General features: G+C 64.2%; 16 protein-coding genes. 7 read left to right on the top strand and 9 right to left on the bottom strand.

What is annotated here, in order from left to right; genetic code table 11:
* Nucleotides 1-229: 229 nt before the first annotated feature.
* The 4 genes from IT350_09800 to IT350_09785 form a co-directional block, all read right to left on the bottom strand.
* Nucleotides 230-1615: an FAD-dependent oxidoreductase gene (locus tag IT350_09800; protein MCC6158335.1), complete on the bottom strand. Its 1386-nt coding sequence runs from the start codon at nucleotides 1613-1615 to the stop codon at nucleotides 230-232.
* Nucleotides 1616-2341: 726 nt separating this feature from the next.
* On the bottom strand, nucleotides 2342-2716 hold the full coding sequence (locus IT350_09795; protein ID MCC6158334.1) for a hypothetical protein: 375 nt from the start codon (nucleotides 2714-2716) through the stop codon (nucleotides 2342-2344).
* Nucleotides 2717-2731: 15 nt separating this feature from the next.
* Entirely contained in the window at nucleotides 2732-3217 is a 486-nt protein-coding gene (locus IT350_09790; GenBank protein MCC6158333.1) for a DoxX family membrane protein, read from the bottom strand.
* Complete coding sequence (locus IT350_09785; GenBank protein MCC6158332.1) at nucleotides 3217-3735, bottom strand: rhodanese-like domain-containing protein; 519 nt, start codon at nucleotides 3733-3735, stop codon at nucleotides 3217-3219. The genes IT350_09790 and IT350_09785 overlap by 1 nt, the downstream gene beginning before the upstream one ends.
* A 192-nt stretch (nucleotides 3736-3927) precedes the next feature.
* Between IT350_09785 and IT350_09780 the strand changes: the two genes are divergently transcribed.
* Entirely contained in the window at nucleotides 3928-4122 is a 195-nt protein-coding gene (locus IT350_09780) for a 4Fe-4S binding protein (protein ID MCC6158331.1), read from the top strand.
* A 19-nt stretch (nucleotides 4123-4141) separates the two neighbouring features.
* On the opposite strand, the gene IT350_09775 is transcribed toward IT350_09780, so the two are convergent.
* Nucleotides 4142-6244, bottom strand: coding sequence for a peptidylprolyl isomerase (locus tag IT350_09775; protein MCC6158330.1), 2103 nt, complete (start codon nucleotides 6242-6244; stop codon nucleotides 4142-4144).
* 212 nt (nucleotides 6245-6456) lie between these two features.
* On the opposite strand from IT350_09775, the gene IT350_09770 reads away from it, so the two are divergent.
* The 3 genes from IT350_09770 to IT350_09760 all read left to right on the top strand — a co-directional run bounded on the left by IT350_09770 (nucleotide 6457) and on the right by IT350_09760 (nucleotide 10912).
* Nucleotides 6457-7299 carry a MoxR family ATPase gene (locus tag IT350_09770; protein ID MCC6158329.1) on the top strand — a complete coding sequence of 281 codons (843 nt, stop codon included), beginning with the start codon at nucleotides 6457-6459 and terminating at the stop codon, nucleotides 7297-7299.
* A gap of 7 nt (nucleotides 7300-7306) precedes the next feature.
* Nucleotides 7307-8551 carry a VWA domain-containing protein gene (locus tag IT350_09765; protein MCC6158328.1) on the top strand — a complete coding sequence of 415 codons (1245 nt, stop codon included), beginning with the start codon at nucleotides 7307-7309 and terminating at the stop codon, nucleotides 8549-8551.
* Nucleotides 8552-8863: 312 nt separating this feature from the next.
* Nucleotides 8864-10912, top strand: coding sequence for a sulfatase-like hydrolase/transferase (locus tag IT350_09760; protein MCC6158327.1), 2049 nt, complete (start codon nucleotides 8864-8866; stop codon nucleotides 10910-10912).
* A 9-nt stretch (nucleotides 10913-10921) separates the two neighbouring features.
* On the opposite strand, the gene IT350_09755 is transcribed toward IT350_09760, so the two are convergent.
* The 4 genes from IT350_09755 to IT350_09740 form a co-directional block, all read right to left on the bottom strand.
* On the bottom strand, nucleotides 10922-12469 hold the full coding sequence (locus tag IT350_09755) for a hypothetical protein (protein MCC6158326.1): 1548 nt from the start codon (nucleotides 12467-12469) through the stop codon (nucleotides 10922-10924).
* Nucleotides 12470-12521: 52 nt separating this feature from the next.
* Nucleotides 12522-13724, bottom strand: a complete 1203-nt coding sequence (locus IT350_09750; GenBank protein MCC6158325.1) for an aminotransferase class I/II-fold pyridoxal phosphate-dependent enzyme — start codon at nucleotides 13722-13724, stop codon at nucleotides 12522-12524.
* A 16-nt stretch (nucleotides 13725-13740) separates the two neighbouring features.
* A complete protein-coding gene (gene metK / locus IT350_09745; GenBank protein MCC6158324.1) occupies nucleotides 13741-14904 on the bottom strand; it encodes a methionine adenosyltransferase in 1164 nt (387 codons plus the stop codon).
* 97 nt (nucleotides 14905-15001) lie between these two features.
* Nucleotides 15002-17476: a hypothetical protein gene (locus IT350_09740; GenBank protein ID MCC6158323.1), complete on the bottom strand. Its 2475-nt coding sequence runs from the start codon at nucleotides 17474-17476 to the stop codon at nucleotides 15002-15004.
* 258 nt (nucleotides 17477-17734) lie between these two features.
* Here IT350_09740 and IT350_09735 point away from each other — a divergent pair, with 258 nt between their 5' ends.
* From IT350_09735 to IT350_09725, 3 genes are all read left to right on the top strand, one after another.
* Nucleotides 17735-18472, top strand: a complete 738-nt coding sequence (locus IT350_09735) for a C39 family peptidase (protein MCC6158322.1) — start codon at nucleotides 17735-17737, stop codon at nucleotides 18470-18472.
* Complete coding sequence (locus IT350_09730) at nucleotides 18450-19931, top strand: RimK family protein (GenBank protein ID MCC6158321.1); 1482 nt, start codon at nucleotides 18450-18452, stop codon at nucleotides 19929-19931. Before IT350_09735 ends, IT350_09730 begins: the two co-directional genes overlap by 23 nt.
* On the top strand, nucleotides 19928-20388 hold a 461-nt coding region (locus IT350_09725), incomplete at its 3' end, for a glutamate--cysteine ligase (GenBank protein MCC6158320.1). The genes IT350_09730 and IT350_09725, both read left to right, overlap by 4 nt.

Below are 20388 nucleotides of genomic sequence, written 5' to 3'. Positions count from 1 at the left end.
TCTCGATCTCCTCTTTCGGTTTGGTTCCGGAATCCCTCCCCCGGGATTCCCTTCTTCCGTTCCCAACGCGGCGTTTCCGCCATCGTTGAGCCCACTTTAGCCGCTCCAGCTTCGTTTGTCAACTAAATATTCTATAAACGTGAGAAATTCTCTTCACGACACGCAATAAAGATTACGAAAAGAAACGTGTCGCCGCCTAAATCCTTGATTTTTCGAGAATTGGGGGGAATCAGACGGTTTGCGGGTCCTCGCCGGGAGGCACCGTGGCGAGGTCGTCCTTGGCGAGCTTCATCGCCAGTCCGATCGAGTGGTCCATGTTGTTGTACCAGTACATGCCGGTTCGCCCGGCGGTCGTCAGGTTGGCAAAACGCCCGAGCCGCTCGCGCACCCATTTGAGCCGCGCCCGATAGCCCGCCTCGTAGATGGGATAGCACTCCGGGACGCGCTCGATGTGCACGGCCTCGACGTCACCTGGCGAACGCAGCAGACCGACCCGGATCAGGTCGCTCGTGATCCGCGGAAGCAATTCGTCCTGGTTTTGCCAAACATCCCGCCCCATCGGCGCGGAAACCTCGACGCACAGGCCGTGACCTCGCGCGAAGATGCCGGGGTCGAAGTCCTCGGGCCGCGAGACGCGATTGAAGGAGATGCCCTTCTCGCCGAAATAGCACCACTGGAAATCGGGTCCGCAGCGGGATTTCGTCACGATGTTGAAGAACACAATGTCGAGATAACGCAGCCCCGGACCCGGCGCGTCCGCGAGATCAACGCCAATTCGATCCGCGAGCAGCGTGATCGGCGCCGTCCAAACGAACCGATCGGCCTCGTGGCGTTCGTCGCCGCACATCATCGCGCGAATACGACCGTCCTCGGTCTCCAACCCCGTCACGGCGCGCCCCGTGAGCACGCGCCCGCCCTTCCGTTCGATCAGCACGCGCAGCTTGTCGCAGTAGCCACCCGTACCGCCGCGCGCGTACACGAACTTCGTCTCGACGTCGCTCGGACGCACGAAAATCGATCGGAGCAGTTCCCAGAGCGTGTTGATCTTCAGCCGCTCGTCGATGATAGCCCGGTCGATGCCGGTCTTGGCCCAGTCGGCGTCGGTCTCCTCGGGCGTGATGCCGAGAAACTTTTCCGAATAGTCGCGGAAAAACTCCCGGTAGAGCGTCTTGCCGTACATGTTGAGCACGTATTCGCGGAACGTGCGCGGGGGATGGCGGCGATAGAGCCGAAAAACCAGATCGAACGCGATGCCGAGCATGATCGGCAGCGGAAAACGCAGCAGGTGCACGCTCGGGTGGATCGGCCAGCGGTAATAGTGCCCGCGGAAATGCACCATCGACAGGCGCGGGATCGTGAGCGCATCGTCGCCGAGCACCTCGAGGATGAGATCGCGGATGCGCTGATTGTGCGTGTGGAAGCGATGCGGACCGACGTCGAACGAGCCTTCGGGGTAGCGAAAGCTTCTCGCCAGCCCACCGACGACCGGCTCGCGTTCGAGCACGGTTACGCGGCGTCCCTGCTTGCCCAGTTGATAAGCCAGGGTGAGTCCGCACACGCCCGCGCCGACGATCAGGACCTCGGATCGCGATCCGGCACCGGACGGTTCGTTCATCGTTCCCCGACGCGCGAAGGTGGGAGTGTCTGCGAATCTTAGGGATTCGCTGTGCGCGCCACAAGCTCAACAAGAGGACAAGCCATTTGCGCCGTGGTCGTTTCTCGGCGGGCGATGCCGACGCGCGGAAAGCCGGGGACATGCAACCCGCCTCGCGACGCGTGTCCCCAGTCTGTAACTTACTCGCAGCCCGTCGGCGTCGGGTTCGTTTCGTACACACTGTCGTAGACGAGGTCGTTGATCGCCACGGCGGATTCGAAGACCTGAGATGTGACGCCTCAGTTGGAAATGGACTAACGGTCCGTTTGGCCCTTCGCCCTTTGCAGAACTACTACGGCCTTGGCTGACTTCTCGCTCCACCGCCTTCGCGGGGTCGCCCTTTCAGGCGTAAAGCGAGATCTCCCCAGGTAAGAACGCTGTCCTTCCCCGCACGACCGCCGGATTTACGCCGCCTGAGCCTTGGCCATCGCAGCTTCGCGGTCCATTGCCCGCTCGCCCCGCTCGGCGTCGCCTCACATCCGGTTCTTGTACATCGGCCCGCGCTTTCGCTCCACGCTTCCTCCCCACGGTCGGTTTCCCTTCCGCGGTTGCGCTTCGCTTCGGTTGCGACGGCCTGCTTCCGAGAGGACTTACACCTCCAAGGTCATGCCCATGCTGGGCGCACCACCACAAAAACCGGCGGAGCCGCGTGCGCGGTCCCGCCGGTTTCTGTCGATTCGCGTCGGGTTATTCGTCGCCGATCGTCGGGCCCATGCAATCCAGCACGGCGGTATAGAGACCCGAGTAGTCGTCGTAATCGCCGCAGTCGAGCCCTTCCATGCAGTCAATGGAATCCGACGCCAGATCCTGGTCCGCGGTGTCGAATTTCGGACACTCCTCCAGCAGCGTGTTCAGAGCTTCCTCTTCGTCATAGCAGTCGCCGAAGACGCCACCGCCCGCGAAGAACTCCTCGAGCAGCGTTTCGCAGTCCGTCGCGTACGAGCCGCTTCCGCCGGTGTCGTCGTCATCGTCATCGTCGTCGTCGCCGCACGCGGTGACCGTTGCCAGCGACGCGGCGGCCATCACGATCACGACGAGCCATGGAGTCCAACCGAGTTTCATGGTGTTTCCCTTTCGTCAATGGCCGGCGACGCAAGCCCCGGGCGTGCGCCGCAGCAGGTTGAGGATCGACCAGCGCCCCCGATTATAAACGAGAATCCAAACAGAACCAGCGATCAGCGCGGCGTCGCGCAGGACGAGCCAGGGGCTGATTTTCGATGCCTGCCCCGTGGTCTGCGAAAAGCATCCGCACGAGATGTCGAGGCCGCGCACGAGGGCCTGCGTGAGACCGATGATGAAGACGACCATCATGGCGGCGGACAGCAGCGCCGCGCCCTCGACGGCGGTGCCCGCGACGAGGCACAGGCCCACGAGCATCTCCACGCACGGCAGAATCAGCGCGACGGCGTGGACGAGCGCGCGCGGCAGTATGTGGTAGTTGTCGACCGCGATGGCGAACTTGTCGGGGTGCGCAATCTTGTCCCACGCGGCGATGATCCACATCGCGCCAAAGCCGATCCGCAGCGCGAGGACGACGTATTTGTTTTCGAGCAGCGCCGCCATTATTTCGCCCCCATGGGTTCGAACAGCGGGGCAGCCTCGCCCGCACCCTCTGCGGGATACCCCGCCGCCTGCCACGCGGGCCAGCCGCCGAAGAACACCCGCACGCGCTCGAAGCCGAAATCCAGCAGATGCCTTGCGAGGATGTCGCTCGCGTTGCAGTCCTCGCCCGAGCAGTAGGTCACGATCGTCTTGTCGAAGGGCAGCTTCGCAAGCAGCTCCGTGCCCTTCGCCTCGAAATCCGCGTAGTAGAGATGATGCGCGCCGGCGATGTGCCCGGCGGTGAACTCGTGCTCGCTGCGTGCGTCGATGAAAACCGCGCCCGCGTCGAACGCCTTTTTCGCCCCCGCGAGGTCCAGATTCCCGAGCCCCGGCGCGTCTTCGGGCGCGCTTTGGGCGACGCCTCGCGCGGGAGCGACCAGCGGGATGCCGTTCGGGCGCGCGACATTGACGGAAATTCCCGCGACAACGCCGATCGCCGCCAAAATCGCCGCGTCCCGCAGGGCTTTTTTCGCGTTCATGGGTGCCTTTCGCGAAAGGGCTTGATCCGAATCATGGTCCGCGCGCCTCGCCCGGGCGTATGTTGGCGCGCGACGGGAGGATGAAGCGCGAACGCGGTACTTCTAGCGTGAACGTCGCCTGTTGTTCAAGACAGCGGGGAGCACCAAACGGTTTCACCAGCGGGATATTCGGGCTTCGGATCGATTCGAGAAATGACCGACAGTCAGCTCAAATGCCACATCATCGACGCGTGCATCGCGTGCGGCTCCTGCGAGACCGCGTGCCCCGAGCGCGCGATCTCCGAAGGCGATATCTTCGTCGTCGACAACGACCTGTGCAACGGCTGTTCGCGCTGCGCGCGGGTTTGCCCCGTCGATGCGTGCGTCATGGAAGACGAAGTCGCCTAGACCCGTCGCGTGAACTTCGTCACTCCGGAACCTTCCCCTCCCAGCTCTCGATCTCGATATCGCTTACCCGATCGCCCGGCACCAGCGACAGCACCACCTCGCTCCCCTTCGTGACGCGCCCGAACGCCGTGTACGCGCCGTCCAGGTGCGGCGTCGCGGTGTGCGTGACGAACCACTGGCTCTCGCCGGTGTCCGGGCCCGAAGTGGCGAGGCCCACGGTCATCTCCGAGAACGACATCCGCGAGAACTCGTCGCGGATCGGCTCGCCGCTGCCGCCCCACCCCGACCCCAGCGGATCGCCGCTTTGCACCACGAAATTCGGTTCCACGCGGTGGACGATCTGGTCGCGGTAAAAGCCCCGGTCGGCCAGCCGCGCGATGCGGTACGTCGTGATGGGCGCGGCTGCGTTCGGACACTCGATGGCGAAATCGCCGCGCGTGGTCTTCACCGTCATGCGCGTCACGCCGCCCAGCGTGCGCGCGATACGCTCGTAGTCGTCATCGGTGAGCGGTGAGGCGACGTGGTGGAATGCCGTGTCGATCCGCCGCCCGGTAAGCTGGCGAATGAGCGCCGCCGCGTGGGCGCGCACAAGGGCGCGAGGATCGGTGGTGAAGGGTTCTACTTCATCGGCGATACGCTTTCGCGCGAAGTCCGCGCCTTCCAGTTTTTTCGCGACCTCGGCCAGCGCGTCGATCGTCGCGATCGCCGAGTCGGACGATTTCGATTCGCGGTTCATGCGCAGCGATGCCACGAGCGCCTCCAGGTCCGCGGCATTCGCGTTCTTCGCGGCGGCCTCCGCGGCCACGGCGCGCACGAGATCGCGCTCGTCAGTGAGGTAGTCGCGCAACCGATCCTGAAAGGTCTTCGCGCGCGCGATCGATGCCGCGTGGACGAGGGCGACGAATCCCCGTTCGTCGACCGAGAGGATTCGCGGACGCACCGGATCGCCCAGCAGGTCGGAGAGTTTTTTGGTCGCGGGTTCCACCTCGCAAGCGGCGAGGGCCATGACGTACTCCGACGCGGTGAGGTGATCGAGCGACCAGACGTCGGCGGGCATGGCGAGCAGTTCGTCCGCGGCCTGCGCAACGCCGAGAGCGCGAATCGCGCGCAGCCGGAAGACGCCGCCGCGCTTGATCTGCGCCGCGAGCAGGTCCACGGCGGGCGGATCGGATCGGCGGCCGAGCGCATCGAGCACCGCCAGATGAACCGGCGTCGCGACGTCGTTTTCCGCGGCGGTTTGCAGAAGCTGCGTCGCGCGGTCGATCGGGACGCCCGCGTGCCCTTTTCCGTAAGCTAGAAGGCCGCCGACGATCTCGACGCTGTCGCCGGAATACAACATGCCCGCCGGCAGCGTGGGCGACGACGGACCGCCGAGGCGTCCGACGGCCCGCGCGGCCTCGACGCGCACCGCGCCGTCCGCGTCGGCAAGGGCCTTTTCGAGCGCGGGCAGGGCCGCGCGGTCGCCGATCCGCCCGAGCGCGAGCGCGGCGTGCAGGCGCACGGAGGGTTCCGCGTGGGCGAGCGCTTCCTCGGCGGCGAGACGCGCGCCGGCGGGCTTGACGCGAAACAGCCCTTCGAGCGCGGCTTTCGCCTGATCGATGAACGCGCCGTCCGCGCCCGACACCAGCGCGCGGCGCAGCATGGGAATCAGCGCGGCGGCCTGCTCGGCGTTGCCGATGCGCGCGAGCGACCGGGCCGCGACGGCGCGCAATCGCTCCGCGGCCTTGGCCGAACGAAAGCGGTACGAATCGGACATCATCGAGACGAGCAAATCGACCGCGCGATCGTCGGGAGTCGAGTCTTGCGTCACACCCGATTTCGGAAACCAAAGCCGTCCGAGCCCGGCCAGAGCGGCCGTGGCGAGCGCTTCGTCGGGATGATCGGCGTAGACGAGCAGTAGGTCGCAGGCCGCCGCGTCGCCCGAGGCCCCGAGCGCGATCAGTGCGCGACGACGCACCTCGGCGTCGTGAACTGGATCGACGAATCGTCCGATCTCGGCGGCGGTGGCGCGAGTGTCCTCGAGTTTGAGGACCGTGGCGAGTTCACCGATTTCGCCCGCGAACGCGGGTGCGGCGGCGAGTAAAACCAGAAGACCGGCGATGGCGGTTCGCATATCACGCACAGCGCACCTCGTTCCCTTGGATCCGGACGCATGATGCGGCGACGCGGCGGCTCGCACAAGGTTGCGCGCTGGAAAGATGCTTCGCACCGCTTCCTCCAACAACCAAGAACCAACAGCCAAAAACCAACGACCTCTCCATGTTCAATCCCCTTGCCGCACCGCTCCAAGCCCCCTAATCTCAGGGTCGTTTTCGTGCCCAACGGGGGATTCCGATGACCGATGCCAAAGTTTTTTCCGGCACCCAAAGCTACGTTCTCGACGACGAGCTGGCGAAGATTGTCAACGTGGCGATCCGCCTCGAACTGCCGCTTTTGCTGAAGGGCGAGCCCGGCACCGGCAAGACGCTGCTCGCGTCGGCGGTGGCCGAGGGCTTGGGCGCCGATCTGATCGTGTTGAACGTCAAATCGACGATGAAGGCGGTCGAGGCGCTCTATCAGTACGACACGCTCACGCGGCTCAACGATTCGCGGTTCGGCGATTCCAAGCGCGACGTCAGCAACATCGAGGACTACATCCGCATGGGCAAAATCGGCCAGTCCTTCGTCACTGACCAGCGCGTCGTGCTGCTGATCGACGAAATCGACAAGGCCGACACGGATTTTCAGGACGACCTGCTCGACGTGCTCGATTACATGCAGTTCGACATTCAGGAGATCGACAAACAGGTCCGTGCGAAGCATCGCCCGATCGTCATCATCACCAGCAACGCCAAGAAGGACCTTTCCGACCCGTTCCTGGGCCGGTGCGTGTTCCACCACATCGCGTTCCCGGATGAGGCGATGATGCAGCGGATCGTCGTCGCGCATTTTCCGGATCTCGCCAAACGCGTGGCCGAAGCGACGATCGCGACGTTTTACAAGCTGCGGCAGATTCCCGGCATCGAGAAAAAGCCGGCGACGCGCGAGCTGATCCACTGGATCCGCGCGCTCACCTCGGACCCCGATTTCAACGTCAAGGATCTGGAAAGCCGCACGTCGATCCCGCTGCTCGGGCTGCTGTTCAAGAAAAGCGACGATCTGTTCCGCGCGCAAAAGGCGGTGGGCAAGGCGAGCTGAGGCGAAGGTGTTCAAGGCGTTTTTCTATTTGTTGCGCGACTACGGCGTGCCGGTTCGACCGACCGATTTCCTGCGTCTGCAAAAGGCCCTCGGCGCGGGGCTCGTCACGAACCTGATGGATCTCTACGTCGTCGCGCGCTCGCTGCTCGTGAAGAGCGAGAAGTACTTCGACATCTACGACCAGGTCTTCGCCCATCATTTTCAGGGCAAGGCGATCGACGAGTCGGTCCTGGCCGCGCTCTCCGCGGACATCGAGGATCTGCTCGCGCAGTGGCTCGCCGATCCCAAGAACGCGCCGTTTCTGAGCGAAGAGGAAAAGGCGGCGCTACGCGGTATGGACCCCGACGAGGTGATGGAGTATTTCCGCAAGCGCCTGCAAGACCAGACCGAGCGCCACGACGGCGGCGATCGCTGGATCGGCACGGGCGGGCGAAGCCCCGTGGGCCATGGCGGATTCCACCCCGATGGCATGCGCGTGGGCGGCGCGCCCGGCAACCGCAGCGCGATCAAGGTGGCGATGGATCGGCGCTACATCGACTACGCCGATGGGCAGATGCTCACGACGCGGAACATCGGCGAGGCGCTCGATCGCCTGCGCAAGATGACGCCGGCGGGCCCGCGCGATCAACTCGACATCGACGAGAGCATCCGCGAGACCGTGCGTAAGGGCGGCGAGATCGAGCTCGTCTTCGAGCGACGCGAGGTCGACAAACTCAAGCTCTTCATCTTTCTCGACAACGGCGGCTGGTCGATGACGCCTTACGTGCGCCTCACGCGCACGCTGTTCAACTACGCGCGTGGCCAGTTTAAGGACGTTCGGTTTTTCTACTTTCACAACTGCGTTTACGACGTGGTCTATGAAGATCCGATGCGTTACGAAAAGCCGGTCAAGGTGGACGATCTGTTCCGCCGCGACCCCGAAACGCGCGTCATCATCGTCGGCGACGCGAGCATGAGCCCTTACGAACTGACGCACCCGCGCGGCGCGATCGACTACGCCACGCCGCAGTCGAATTCGGGACTCGCGTGGCTTCGCCGCATCAAGGAAAATTTCGCGCACGCGGTGTGGATCAACCCGATCCCCGAGGACGAGTGGAACGTGTCGTACGGGACGTTTACGCTCAACATGATCCGCGAGCAGATCCCCATGTTCGAGATGTCGGTGCGCGGGCTCGAAGGCGCGGTGAAGGAACTCAGGAGCCGCTACCCGAAGCCATTGCCGAACGAGGTTCCGCGCGCGACGAATTTCTAGAGTACGTTCGTCCTGAGCGCCCCCCGCGTTTGTCATCCTGAGCGCCCCCCGCGTTTGTCATCCTGAGCGTAGCGAAGGATCTACTCCCGACCCGCGACCAGATCCTTCGCTACGCTCAGGATGACAGCGGCAAGGACGCTCAGGGTGACAGTGCCCCGTCCGGCCCTCATCGCCCCCGACGACGGCTCCTCATGTATTCACCATTGACGCGTCACGCGAAATTCATCTAATTGTCACGCACTTGACGATGACGGCGCGAACTCGCGCGCATGCCGATGAGGAATTCATCGGGGCTGTGGAAGAGACGGTGACTTGAAAAAGACCAGACCCGCGCAAAAACGCGCCCTTGCGACAAAACCCGTCGTCAACGAAAGGGTCACCACGCCGCGGCCGGACGGCGGAGCCAAGCGACTCGCCCGCGTCGCCACGGGGGCGCTGCGCGCGGCCTTTCCCCGAACCGCGTGGATTCCGCTCCTGGCGTCCATCTCCTTCGGTGCGGTCGCGGGCGCTTACGCCTGGTTCTCGCTCGGCGAGCGCTTCCATCCGCTCGTTCTCCTCGACATCTTCGCGCTCGCCGTCTTCGTCGCCGGGGTCTTCGTGCTGCTGCCGCGCCGCCGGATTTGGCGATGGCCCCTGCTAGGCGTCTTTGCGCTCGTTGTGGTTCTTCTCCATATCGGTTTCCTGTTCTACTTCCGTTTCTATCAGTCGTGGCCGACGCTGGAGATCATGCTGCAATGGCGCGATGCCGCCGGGCTCGGCACCAGCTTTTTCGAGTTGCTCCGGTGGCAGGATCTCGTGTTCGGCGTCGCCATCCCCGCCGCGATGCTGGTGGTCGCGGAGCAGAGATTCGACGGCGTTCCCCGACTCGGACCCGCGATCGGGCTGCTCGTCGTGCTGGCCGTCCTCGTCGGAACGTTCGAGGCAACCCGGGCGCACCCGCTTGCGCGGGTCCAAAACGAGCCGGTGATGTATTTACTGCGCGACGGTGTCGCGATGATGTTCGAGAACGACCGGGCACTCTCGAAACGCACCGAGCGCGTGAAGCGCCACACCGCGCGCTACTATCCCTTCGACGACGATCTCTACAATTTCGATCCGACGTCACATGGACGTCTGAAGAAAGTTCCAGATCCAGACCGCGAACGGCGGACCTTCGTGAAAAAGAACGTGCTGCTCGTGGTGCTCGAATCCGTGCGCGCGTTCGAGATGGGGCTGTATGGCGCGAAGGCATCGCTGACGCCGAATCTCGACGCTCTCGGCGCGCAGTCGCTCGTCTTCGATCCCTTCTACGCCAACGCCCATCAGACGCAGCGCAGCGAGTGCGCGATCCACTGCTCGATGTACGAGCGCGTGAGCGGCGGATCGATCTTCCAGACGTATCCGGACATTCACCTGAAATGCCTGCCCTCGATCTTCAAGGATCAGGACTATCACACGCTGCTGCTCAAGTCGTACAAGGGCAACTACGCCAACGCGCGCACGTTCTTCAAGAAACACGGCATGAAGGAAGTGCGCGACATCAAAGACTACGAGACGATCCCCCACACGATGGTGGGCTGGGGGCCGTCGGACGAAGACCACGTGCGTCACTCGCTCGACGTGATCGACCGTTCGGCCAAGCCGTTTTTCGCCGAGCTGCTCACGCTGTCGAATCACTACCCGTTTCAGCAGAGCTACCCGACCGATCCGGTCTTTCCAGGCAAGCGATACGCGGGCGACTACGACAACTATTCGCGGGGCATCTATTACACCGACCATTCGATCGGCCTGTTGATGGACCTCGCGAAGGACAAACCGTGGTTTCACGACACGATCTTCATCTTCGTCGGCGATCACGGCATCTGGCGCTTTCCCGACGACGTGAAGCTCGACATGACGCGCAAGCTGGAGATCTACTTCCGATTGCCGATGATGATCTACACGCCCGACGGCTCGGTCGCGCCGGGCATGAATCGCGAACTCGGAAGCCACGTCGACATCCCGCCCACGCTGCTCGACCTCATGGGACTCGAAGTCGAAAACGGCTTCGTCGGACGCAGCCTGCTGCGCGACAATCCGCGCCCTCGCTACGCGATGATGGTGCACGACGACCAGTGGAATATCCGCCGCGAGAACGACTACTGCTACGACGCGGCGAATCAGTACCGCGAGGACAAGTTCTACGGTCCCAAGCTGAAGAAGAACGCGAAGCGCAACATGTCGTACTGCTTCTCGTACGAAGGCGACCTGCTGCGCGACCTGAATGCCGAGCTGCCTCCGCCCGATCCGGAGCTCAACCGCCTGCACAACTTCGGGCTCGACCTGATCGACTTCAACGACTGGCTGATCCGCAACGACCTCGTCTTTCGGCGGACGAAGTGAACGCTCCGGTCAGGGTGAGCGGTTTGCGCGCGTGAGTACCACGAAATTGCGTCCCCGCGCTCCGGCCGCGAAATTCGCGCGCGCCGCGGATTCGATCGCGCGAAGATTCGGCGCGATACCCGACGCGACGATCGCATCGTAGGGCGCGGTCGCAGCGGCTTCGCCGAGGCCCGACAATCCGCCCAGCGGAGGCAGGTCGCGCGGACGCGGGCGCACCAAGCCGCTGGGAAACAGCTCCGGCGCGTAGCCTCCCGAACGCACTCGATTCCAGTTCGGCGCGAACTTCAGCGCCGACACCCAGTTCGGCCAGCTATAAGGGTCGCGAGCTTTCTCGGCCCAGGGCCGCTCCTCGCGAAAATGAAAGTGACTGTCGGAGACGACGAGCATCGTCGCGCCCGGCGGCACGGCGCGCTCGATGCCTTCCACGTAACGTCGGATCGCAAACCCCGCGCCCAGCGCCTGGACACCGCTCAGCAGCGACACGACGACGAGCGCCATCGCGGTGCGGCGCGTCCATCGCGGCGACAGATCGAAACCCGGCGCGGCGGCGAGCACCAGGAGAACGCCGAAAAAGAGCCATCGCTCGCCCGGTCGAATCACCTCGAAGAATCGCGTCGGAGCGACAAGGCCGACGGCGATGAGGGCGAGCACCGCGAAGCGCAGCGGCGACCGGTCGCGCACGAGCCGGACGAGCGCGACAAGCACGATCGCGCCGAGCGCGAGCGTCGCAAGTACGTTGATGGCGGCGACCACCCACTGCGTTCCGGGCGACGTGACCGGGTAGAAACCCGTCGCGACGGCGAAGGGGCCGATCTTGTACCACAACCACTTCACGGGATTGGCGTAGCGATAGCCGACGAAGAAATCGCCCGCGCGCGCCGACGCGTACCAGACGAGCAGCGCAAGCGACGGCAACGCCGCCAGCGCGAGGCGTGCGTATGCGCCGGGGCGAAAGCGATGACGATCGAACACGAGTCCGGCAAGCGCCACGAGCAGCGCGGCGAATGCGAGGAAGTGGCAGAACCAGCAGGCGACGAGGCCGATCGCCGTGCGAGCCGCGCGATGGGGGATCGGCGCACCCCGACCGTTCAGGACATCCGCGAGCACGCAGAACGCGACGGCGAGGCCGAGTTGAAAGTTCAGGAAACCCATCCAGAAAAAATGACCAACGGCGAAGAAAGCGCCGAGGAGTTCCACGCCCGGCGCGTAATCGCGCCGCGACGCGCGCACGAAACGCACAAAAGCTAGCGCGAAGAAGATCGCCGTGAACATCGCGAGCGACTTTGCCGCCCACACATACCCGACGCACCGCGCGAGATATGCCATCGCGATCGTGACGACGCTGTTGGGGACGGGAAGTCCGACGATCTCGTAGTGCGCGGCAAGGCCCGAGGCGTCGCGGCCGATGTCGTTCCAGATGCGCGCCTGAAACGCCCAGTCGGGCAGGTCCTGCAGCGGCGGAAACGGCGCGAGCGCAAGCGGGACAAGCGATGCCGCGAGCACGGCGGCGACGTATCGCCCACTGCCGGGCGACGGGGCAAACGGCCACTTCGTCATGGTCGCGCAATTGACCACGAGTGCGGACGGAGGGCAAGCGACCCGGATGCGCTCAGACGCGGTCGAGGGCCAGACGCAAGTCCTCGATCAGGTCGTCCACGTCCTCCAGGCCGACGGACAGGCGGACCATGCCCGTTCCGATCCCCGCCTTCGCGAGTTGCTCCTCGGTGTACGTGGAGTGCGTCATGCTGGCCGGATGCTCGATGAGGCTGTCCACGTCGCCCAGGCTGACCGCAAGCGTCCACAGGCGCACGGCGTTGCACACGCCGCGGCCGGCGTCGCGCCCGCCCTTGACGTCGAACGCGATCATCCCGCCGAACCCGCGCATCTGGCGACGCCCGAGGTCGTATTGCGGGTGATTGCGAAGGCCCGGGTAATACACGCGCTCGATCTTGGGGTGATAGTTCAGGTATTGGGCGATCTCCATGGCGCTTTGGCAATGGCGATCCATGCGCACGGGCAGCGTCTTGAGCCCGCGCAGCAGCAACCACGCGTTGAAGGGGCTGATGTTGCCGCCCAGGTCGCGCAGGTACTCGCCGCGCAACATATCCATAAACTCCTGGGGCCCGACCACGACGCCCGCGACCGTGTCGCCGTGCCCGCCGATGTACTTGGTCGCCGAGTGCATGACGATTGTCGCGCCGAGGTGGATGGGGTTCTGCAAATACGGCGTGGCGAAGGTGTTGTCGACCACGAGTGGAATCCCCGCATTTCGGGCGACGTTGGCCGCGGCCTCGATGTCGATCAGTTCCATGTTCGGGTTGGCCGGAGTCTCGACGTAGATCATGCGCGTACGCTCGTCGATCGCGCCGGCCACGGACTCGAGATCCGTCCCGCGCACGGGCCGCGCTTCGATGCCGAATCGCGGGCACATGCCATCGAAAAACTTGTGCGTGCCGCCGTACAGGCAGCGGGCGGCGACGAGGTTGTCGCCCGTCCGGCACAGTGCGAACGTGATGGCCGAGATCGCCGCCATGCCCGACGTGAAGGCGAGTCCCGCCTCCGCGCCTTCCAGATACGCCATCTCCTTTTCCAGCGCCGTCGTCGTGGGATTGCCGAGGCGCGTGTACACGTAACCGCCCTGCTCGCCCGAAAAGATCCCCGCGCCTTCCTCGGCGCTCGCGAACGCGAACGTCGACGACATGTAGATCGGCGTCGAAACGCTGCGGATCGGGAAATCGTCCTCGTGCTTGTCCCAATGCTTCCGCCCGTGAACGCACAGCGTGGCGAATCCCGGGCGTCTGGTCGTCGTCATGGCCGTTCTCCCGTCTTCACGAATGGCCTGTCGTCAGGGCGTTTTTCAGGTCGAGTCGCTCCCACGGCGCATCGAGCTCGGTGCGTCCGAAGTACCCGCCGCAAGCGAACGGAGCGTAGCGCACCTTTCGCAGTTGCAGGTGCTCGACGATGCCCGCGCACGTCAGATCGACCGCGCGCGTGAGCTTGTCCGCGAGCCGCGCGTCGGGCTCGCGTCCCGTGCCGAAGGTGTTGACCTGCACCGAGATCGGCGCGCCCTCGCCCAGCACGTAGATCAGGCTGACCTCGGCGCGGTCGGCGAAGCCCGCGGCGACGAGGTTTTTCGCCAGATAGCGCGACATGTAGAGCGCGGCCCGGTCCGTCTTGGTCGGGTCCTTGCCCACGGCGGAGCTGCCGCCGAACGCGCAAGCGGTGCCGTAGGCGTCGCTGACGCCCTTGCGCGCCGACTGGCCGAGGTCCGCGGCAGGGCCGCCGACGGTGAACGGCCCGGCGTGATTGGCGCGGCGGCGCGTGTCGGCGACGAGTCCTGCGGGCAGCGCGGCCAGCACGGGTTCGATGACCTCGTCGCGGAGCCGTTCGCGCACTCGCTCGAGCGGCAGCGCGCGGCTGTGGTGACAGGCGATGGCGGCGTCCAGCACGCGCACGGGCACGCCGCCCGCGTACTCGACAACAACCTGGCTCGTGCCGTCGGGATACAGCGTCTTGAATCCGTCGTGGAACTGCACGCCTTCGAGCCGGCGCGTCAACCGGTGCGCGAGCCACTGCGCGAAGGGGACGTAGTCGCCGGCCATGCCGATCTTCTCCATCTCGTACGTCGCGTATCCCACGCACACGCACTGGTTTCCCGCGCCCTTGTTGTCCACGACGAGAGCGATCTCGGGACTCTGCTCGCCGATGAGCGCAACGACGGCGACGCTGCCCGCGACAAACTGCGTCTCGGGGTCGATATAGCCGACCTCGGCGAGAATGCGGCGCGTCATCGCTTCGAGGTGCACGTAGGAACGCGTGGTGATCTCGCCGGCGAGGTGGATCATCCCGCGCGTCGCGATCGCGTCGAGATCGACCCGCGCGAAGCGATCGTCGGCGAGGATGTGGTCGAGAATGTTCTCGACGATCACGTCGCAGAGTTTGTCGGGCTGCCCGCACGTGGCGGACTCGGCGGCCTGGAGAATCGGCGTCATGGGAAGACCCCCGAACGGGTGGCGCGCCCATGTTGGTCCGCCGACGCGCGGGTGTCAACAAAATTCCATGTGGAGGTCGAATATCGCCGCGATGCGTTCAACCGCACCAGGACGAGTCGTCGCTGTCCGAGCCGCCGTGATGGTTTCCGGAGTCGTCATCGTCGCCGGGGTCGCCCGAATCGTCATCGGCCGAAAGATCGTCGTCCGCGATGTCGTCGTTGCCGTCATCGTCCCACGAATCGTCGTCGCCCGGATCAGAACACCGACCGTCGTATCTTTCGAGCGGAAGCTCGGACATCGGCACGGCGGCATGCGGCGCATCCGGTGTCCAGGGTCTTTCCAGCGTGTCGCCCAATTCGGACGGATACGCGAGGGCGACGCCCGCCGCGGAATCGTAAGCGATGAACTCGTCTCCCGATTCCGCGATCAGGAGATCGATCGCTCCGCCGCCCACCGCGCCATCGATCGAATCGCTCTCCACGGAGAGTCCGTCGACCTGAATGACATTCATCTTCCCTTCGTGACTGATGACGAATTTTGCCGTGTCGCCGGTCCACACGCCGTCGATTCCCCCTTCCGCACCTGACCACATCGCATTGTGAATGGGGATCGAGTGCCAGTCTCCGACGTCGGTCCGGACATACGCCGTCAGTTTTCCTTGATCGTCGTCATGGACCCAGGGGCTCAGACACATGGCGACGACTTGGGATCCATCTCCGGCGGGCACAACGCGAATCCGGCTGGACGCGGAGCAACGACTGAGCGGTGCATCCACGGTCTCGCGGTTCCATTCGCCTGCGTCCGTGTCATAGAAAAAGTATCGCAAGCTGAGACCGGCGGGGGTCGTGCCGAGGACGTGGAAGTCGCCGTTCGTATCCACGTAGAAATCGGCCTGCTCCATCGGCGACAAGGGAAACTGGTCGGCCGTGTCGAAAACGTCCCACTCGTCTCCCGCTCGCCGGAGCACCTGATACCCACCCAGCGACCTGGCGCCGATGTAGATTTCGCCGTCCGCTCCTATTCGCATTTGGGGGTCCAGAGACGATTCGAGCATAACCGGTAACGTGACGGGAACCCACTCGTCGGCGTCCAATCGGAACACCGCCACGCGCCACCCGGGATAAAGGTGGTATTCGATCAGCGCGTACCAGGTGCCGTCCTCGGTGCGCGCGGCACTGAGATTCACAGAACTCTCATACTCGTCCGGACTCACCGGAAGGGGCCATGTCATGGTCGACCACGTGGAATCGAAGCGGTCGAGACGCAGCCGGGGTTCGTCCGCAAAGGAATACGACAACAATTCGATGACCGGCGAGGGCAAGGACGAATCGATCCAAATGTGCGGGGAGTGTGTGATCGCGGAGTCGGCGAGAACCCGGCGCATCCAGTCATAGCCGTCATGGTCAACGAGTTCCAACCGACCTTCGTCGATCATCGAGGCAACGGGGTGCCCGTCGACGCCGCGCACGGCATCGAGCCGCAATTGGGGATCGCGGGAATCCGGCGCGCTCGAAACCTCCAGCACGGTCGAGTCCGGCGACAGCGCTCCCGACGCATCATAGTCGGCAAGGACCAACCGTCCGCGGTTCCCCATCACCACCGATAATTCCCCGTCGTCCGTGCCCCAGCCAGCGACCGCGTCGATCTCGTTCGGGAGATCGAAAGGCAGCGGGAGATCCCGGTATTGGCCCGGTAAATCGGACTCGAAATTTCGGACGATGGCGCATTCGTAGTCTTCGTAGCTGTCCTTATAGCCGCTGACGAACCTGGAACCGACGACGGCCCCGGCGACCCCATTGTCGATGGGCCATAGGGCGACGCCGGGGTCGACCATTTCGCCGCTCGGCGTCAAATTCCAGGGTGTCCACTCCTCCCAGATCAGTCCTGAATCGATGTCGATGGTCGCCAGACCGCCGTCATCGAACGTCGAGTAGAAGTACCAAACGACATCGTCGGCTCCTCGCAGGAGTTCGGCGACGCCGTCGTGATCCGCCGTCTCGAACAATGTTGTCGTCGTATCGCTCACCTGAATCAGGCGCACGATTTCTTCTCGTGCCTGCGCGTCGTAACCTCGGGTCCCGATGATTGCATTTCCCATTCCGTCGAACGCCAGGGCGATCGCCGACGCACCCCAGATCATCGGCAATGCGTCATCGACCTCGCGCACGTTCCATTCTCCATCTTCATCCTGCACGGCGAGAAAAACCCGCCGCTGGATCGCGTCCCCCCAAGCCACACCGAGTCTCCCGTCCTGCGTCCACGCCGCGGAGATCGGACCTCGCCCTTCCGCGCTTGGATCGACAATATCCCATTCCACGTCGTCGCCGTTCACGATCGCATGCGTGACCGCGTGGCCGTAGAAGAAGATGTGAATCTCACCCGTGTCGGGATCGGACAGGATCATGCGCTGCGGCGCGTACGTGCCGAGACTCTGGCCCGGTGCGACGTGGCTGATCCGCCAATCGCCGATAGCCGGAATCGCCCAAAAAATGAAAACGAGGAGAAATGAAACCGCAAAATGATATCGTGAATTGCTGTTTTCCATCGCCGACCCCGATTCAAAGAACGCCATCGAGGCGTTCAACACCAACAACCATACCGCGAATCGACGATGAACACCAGGAAAAAGGTGAATCAATCGATGGCTGTTTCTCTCGGAACTTCACCGCGCGCGACGACTGGCCGCGAGCTTCCCCTGCGAGGCTTGGAAACGCTCACGAAGACCGTTTTCGTTGACACCGCCGCGCGAAGCGATTAGCTAAAGGCCACGGCGACAAACGCGGCGCGACCGAGAAATCGCGGGATCATGACGCAGCCCGGCCACATGGACATGGAGACGCGCCTGACGTTTCCGATCCGGCGTCAGCCGGACGACGTCACCTGTGGACCCACCTGCCTTCACGCCGTTTACGAATACTGGGGCGACCGCGCTTCGCTGCGCGGCATCGCCGCCGAAATCCCCATGCTCGAGACCGGCGGAACCCTTGCGGGTTTCCTGGCGGTGCACGCGCTTCGTCGCGGGTACTCCGCGACGATCTACACGTACAACCTCAAGCTCTTCGACCCCACGTGGTTCACGGAGCCGCGGCCCGACATCGCCGAAAAACTCCGCCGTCAGGCCGCGCACAAGCGCAGCCGGCGATTGCAGGCGGCGACCGCGGCGTACCTGGATTTCTTTGAACTCGGCGGCGAACTGCGTTTCGAGGATCTGACGCGGCGCTTGATCCGCGAGCATTTGCAGCGAGGCGTGCCGATCCTGACCGGCCTGTCGGCGACCTATTTGCATCGCACATCGCGCGAGTATGGCGATGACATGGTTGACGATGACGTGCGCGGCGATCCGTCGGGGCACTTCGTCGTGCTGTGCGGATACGACTCGGCCTCGAAGACCGTGCTCGTGGCCGACCCCCTGTGGCCCAACCCGGTGGCCCAAAGCCACCATTACCCGATCGCGATCGACCGCGTGATCGGCGCCATTCTTTTAGGAATCGTCACTTACGATGCAAACCTTCTCCTCATCGAACCCCGGCGAAACGACGGACACCGTGAAAAACCTCGTCGTGGTTGAGCGGCTGCACAACTGGCCGCTCGACGTGCCGGGGGTGCGCGTGGTGCTCGCCCGTCAATATCTCACGCAGCCCGAATTCGCCCGCGAGCGCGGGCTGCGCGTCATGAACCTGTGCCGGTCGTACCGCTACCAGAGCGTGGGCTACTACGTGTCGCTGCTCGCCGAGGCGCGCGGCCACAAGGTGATGCCCTCGATCTCCACGATCCAGGATTTGAAGTCGGCGACCATCATCAAACTCGCCGGCGACGACCTCGACGAACTGATCGACAAAAGCCTCGCGCCGCTGCAGTCCGACCACTTCGTGCTGTCGGTCTACTTCGGGCGCAACGTCGCCAAGCGCTACGACCATCTGGCGGGCAAGCTCTTTGCGAAATTCCGCGCGCCGCTGCTGCGCGCCGAGTTCCGCCGTCATGAGACGTGGGAGCTCGAGCACATCAAGCCGATCGCCGCGAGCGAGATCCCCGAGGCGCACCGGCCCTTTGTCATCGCGGCGACGAAGAGCCATCTCGAACGCTATCCGGCCCCCGTGCGCGAGAGGCCCGAGCGCTTTTACGACATGGCGATCCTGTGGGACACGCGCGACGACTCGGCGCCGTCGGACGAGCGGGCGGTCAAGAAATTCGTCAAGGCCGCGGAGGCGCTCGACTTCGAGGTCGAGATCATCGGGCGCGAGGATTTCGACCGCATCGGCGAGTTCGATGCGCTGTTCATCCGCGACACCACCAACGTCAACCACTACACCTTTCGCTTCGCGCGCCGCGCCGCGGCCGAGGGGCTCGTCGTGATCGACGATCCCGATTCGATCCTGCGCTGCACGAACAAGGTGTATCTCGCCGAGTTGCTCGGCCGCCACAAGATTCCAATTCCGAAGACGATGATCGTCAGCCGCGACAATCTCGACGCCGTCGTCCCGACCCTGGGCCTGCCGGTCGTGCTCAAGCAACCCGACAGCTTCTACTCGTTCGGCGTCATCAAGGCGAAGAACGAGGACGAACTGAAATCGGGGTCGGAGAAGTTGCTCGAACGATCCGAGTTCATCGTCGCGCAGGAGTTCGTCCCGACGCCTTTCGACTGGCGCGTCACGGTCCTCGACGGAAAGCCGCTGTTCGTGTGCCGCTATCACATGGCGGGCAAGCACTGGCAGATCGTGAAGCGCTCCCAGAACGGGCGCACGCGTTACGGCCCGGTGGATACGATCCCGGTCGAGGACGCGCCGCCGCTGGTGGTGCAGACGGCGGTGCGCGCCGCGAATCTCATCGGCCGCGGACTCTACGGCGTCGATCTGAAGGAACTCGAAAAGCGGTGCGTGGTGATCGAAATCAACGACAACCCCAGCATCGAATCGGGAATCGAAGACGCCGTTCTGCAGGACGAGCTCTACCACCTCGTCATGAAGCACTTCAGAGACCGCATCGAGCGGCAACGAGGCGCGGTTGTCGCGAATGGGACGGGCGGATGACGAGACTGGGCCTCTTCGACGGTGTCGGCATCGAGATCGAGTCCATGATCGTCGATGCGCGCACGCTCGACGTGGCCCCGATCAGCGACGCCCTGCTCGACGCGCACGCGCGGGCGCACCGCGACGACGACCCCATCGAGTGGTCGAACGAGCTGGTCCTTCACGTCATCGAATTCAAGACGAACGGTCCGGCCGCATCGCTCGACGGACTCGCGGATGCGTTTACCGACCACGCGCGGCGCGCCGATGTGTACGCGCGCGAACGCGGCGCGCGGCTGCTCGGCACCGGCGCGCACCCGTGGATGGACCCGCTCACGCAGACGCGCCTGTGGCCGCACGATTTCAACGCGGTGTACGAGGCGTACAATCGCATCTTCGACTGCCGGGGACACGGCTGGTCGAATCTCCAATCGACGCACATCAATCTGCCCTTCGCGAACGACGAAGAGTTCGGACG

This window comes from Deltaproteobacteria bacterium (genome assembly GCA_020845895.1).
GTDB lineage: Bacteria > Lernaellota > Lernaellaia > JACKCT01 > JACKCT01 > JADLEX01.
Note: the sequence above shows the minus strand (reverse complement) of the source record. Positions and strands in the feature narration are given on the sequence as shown.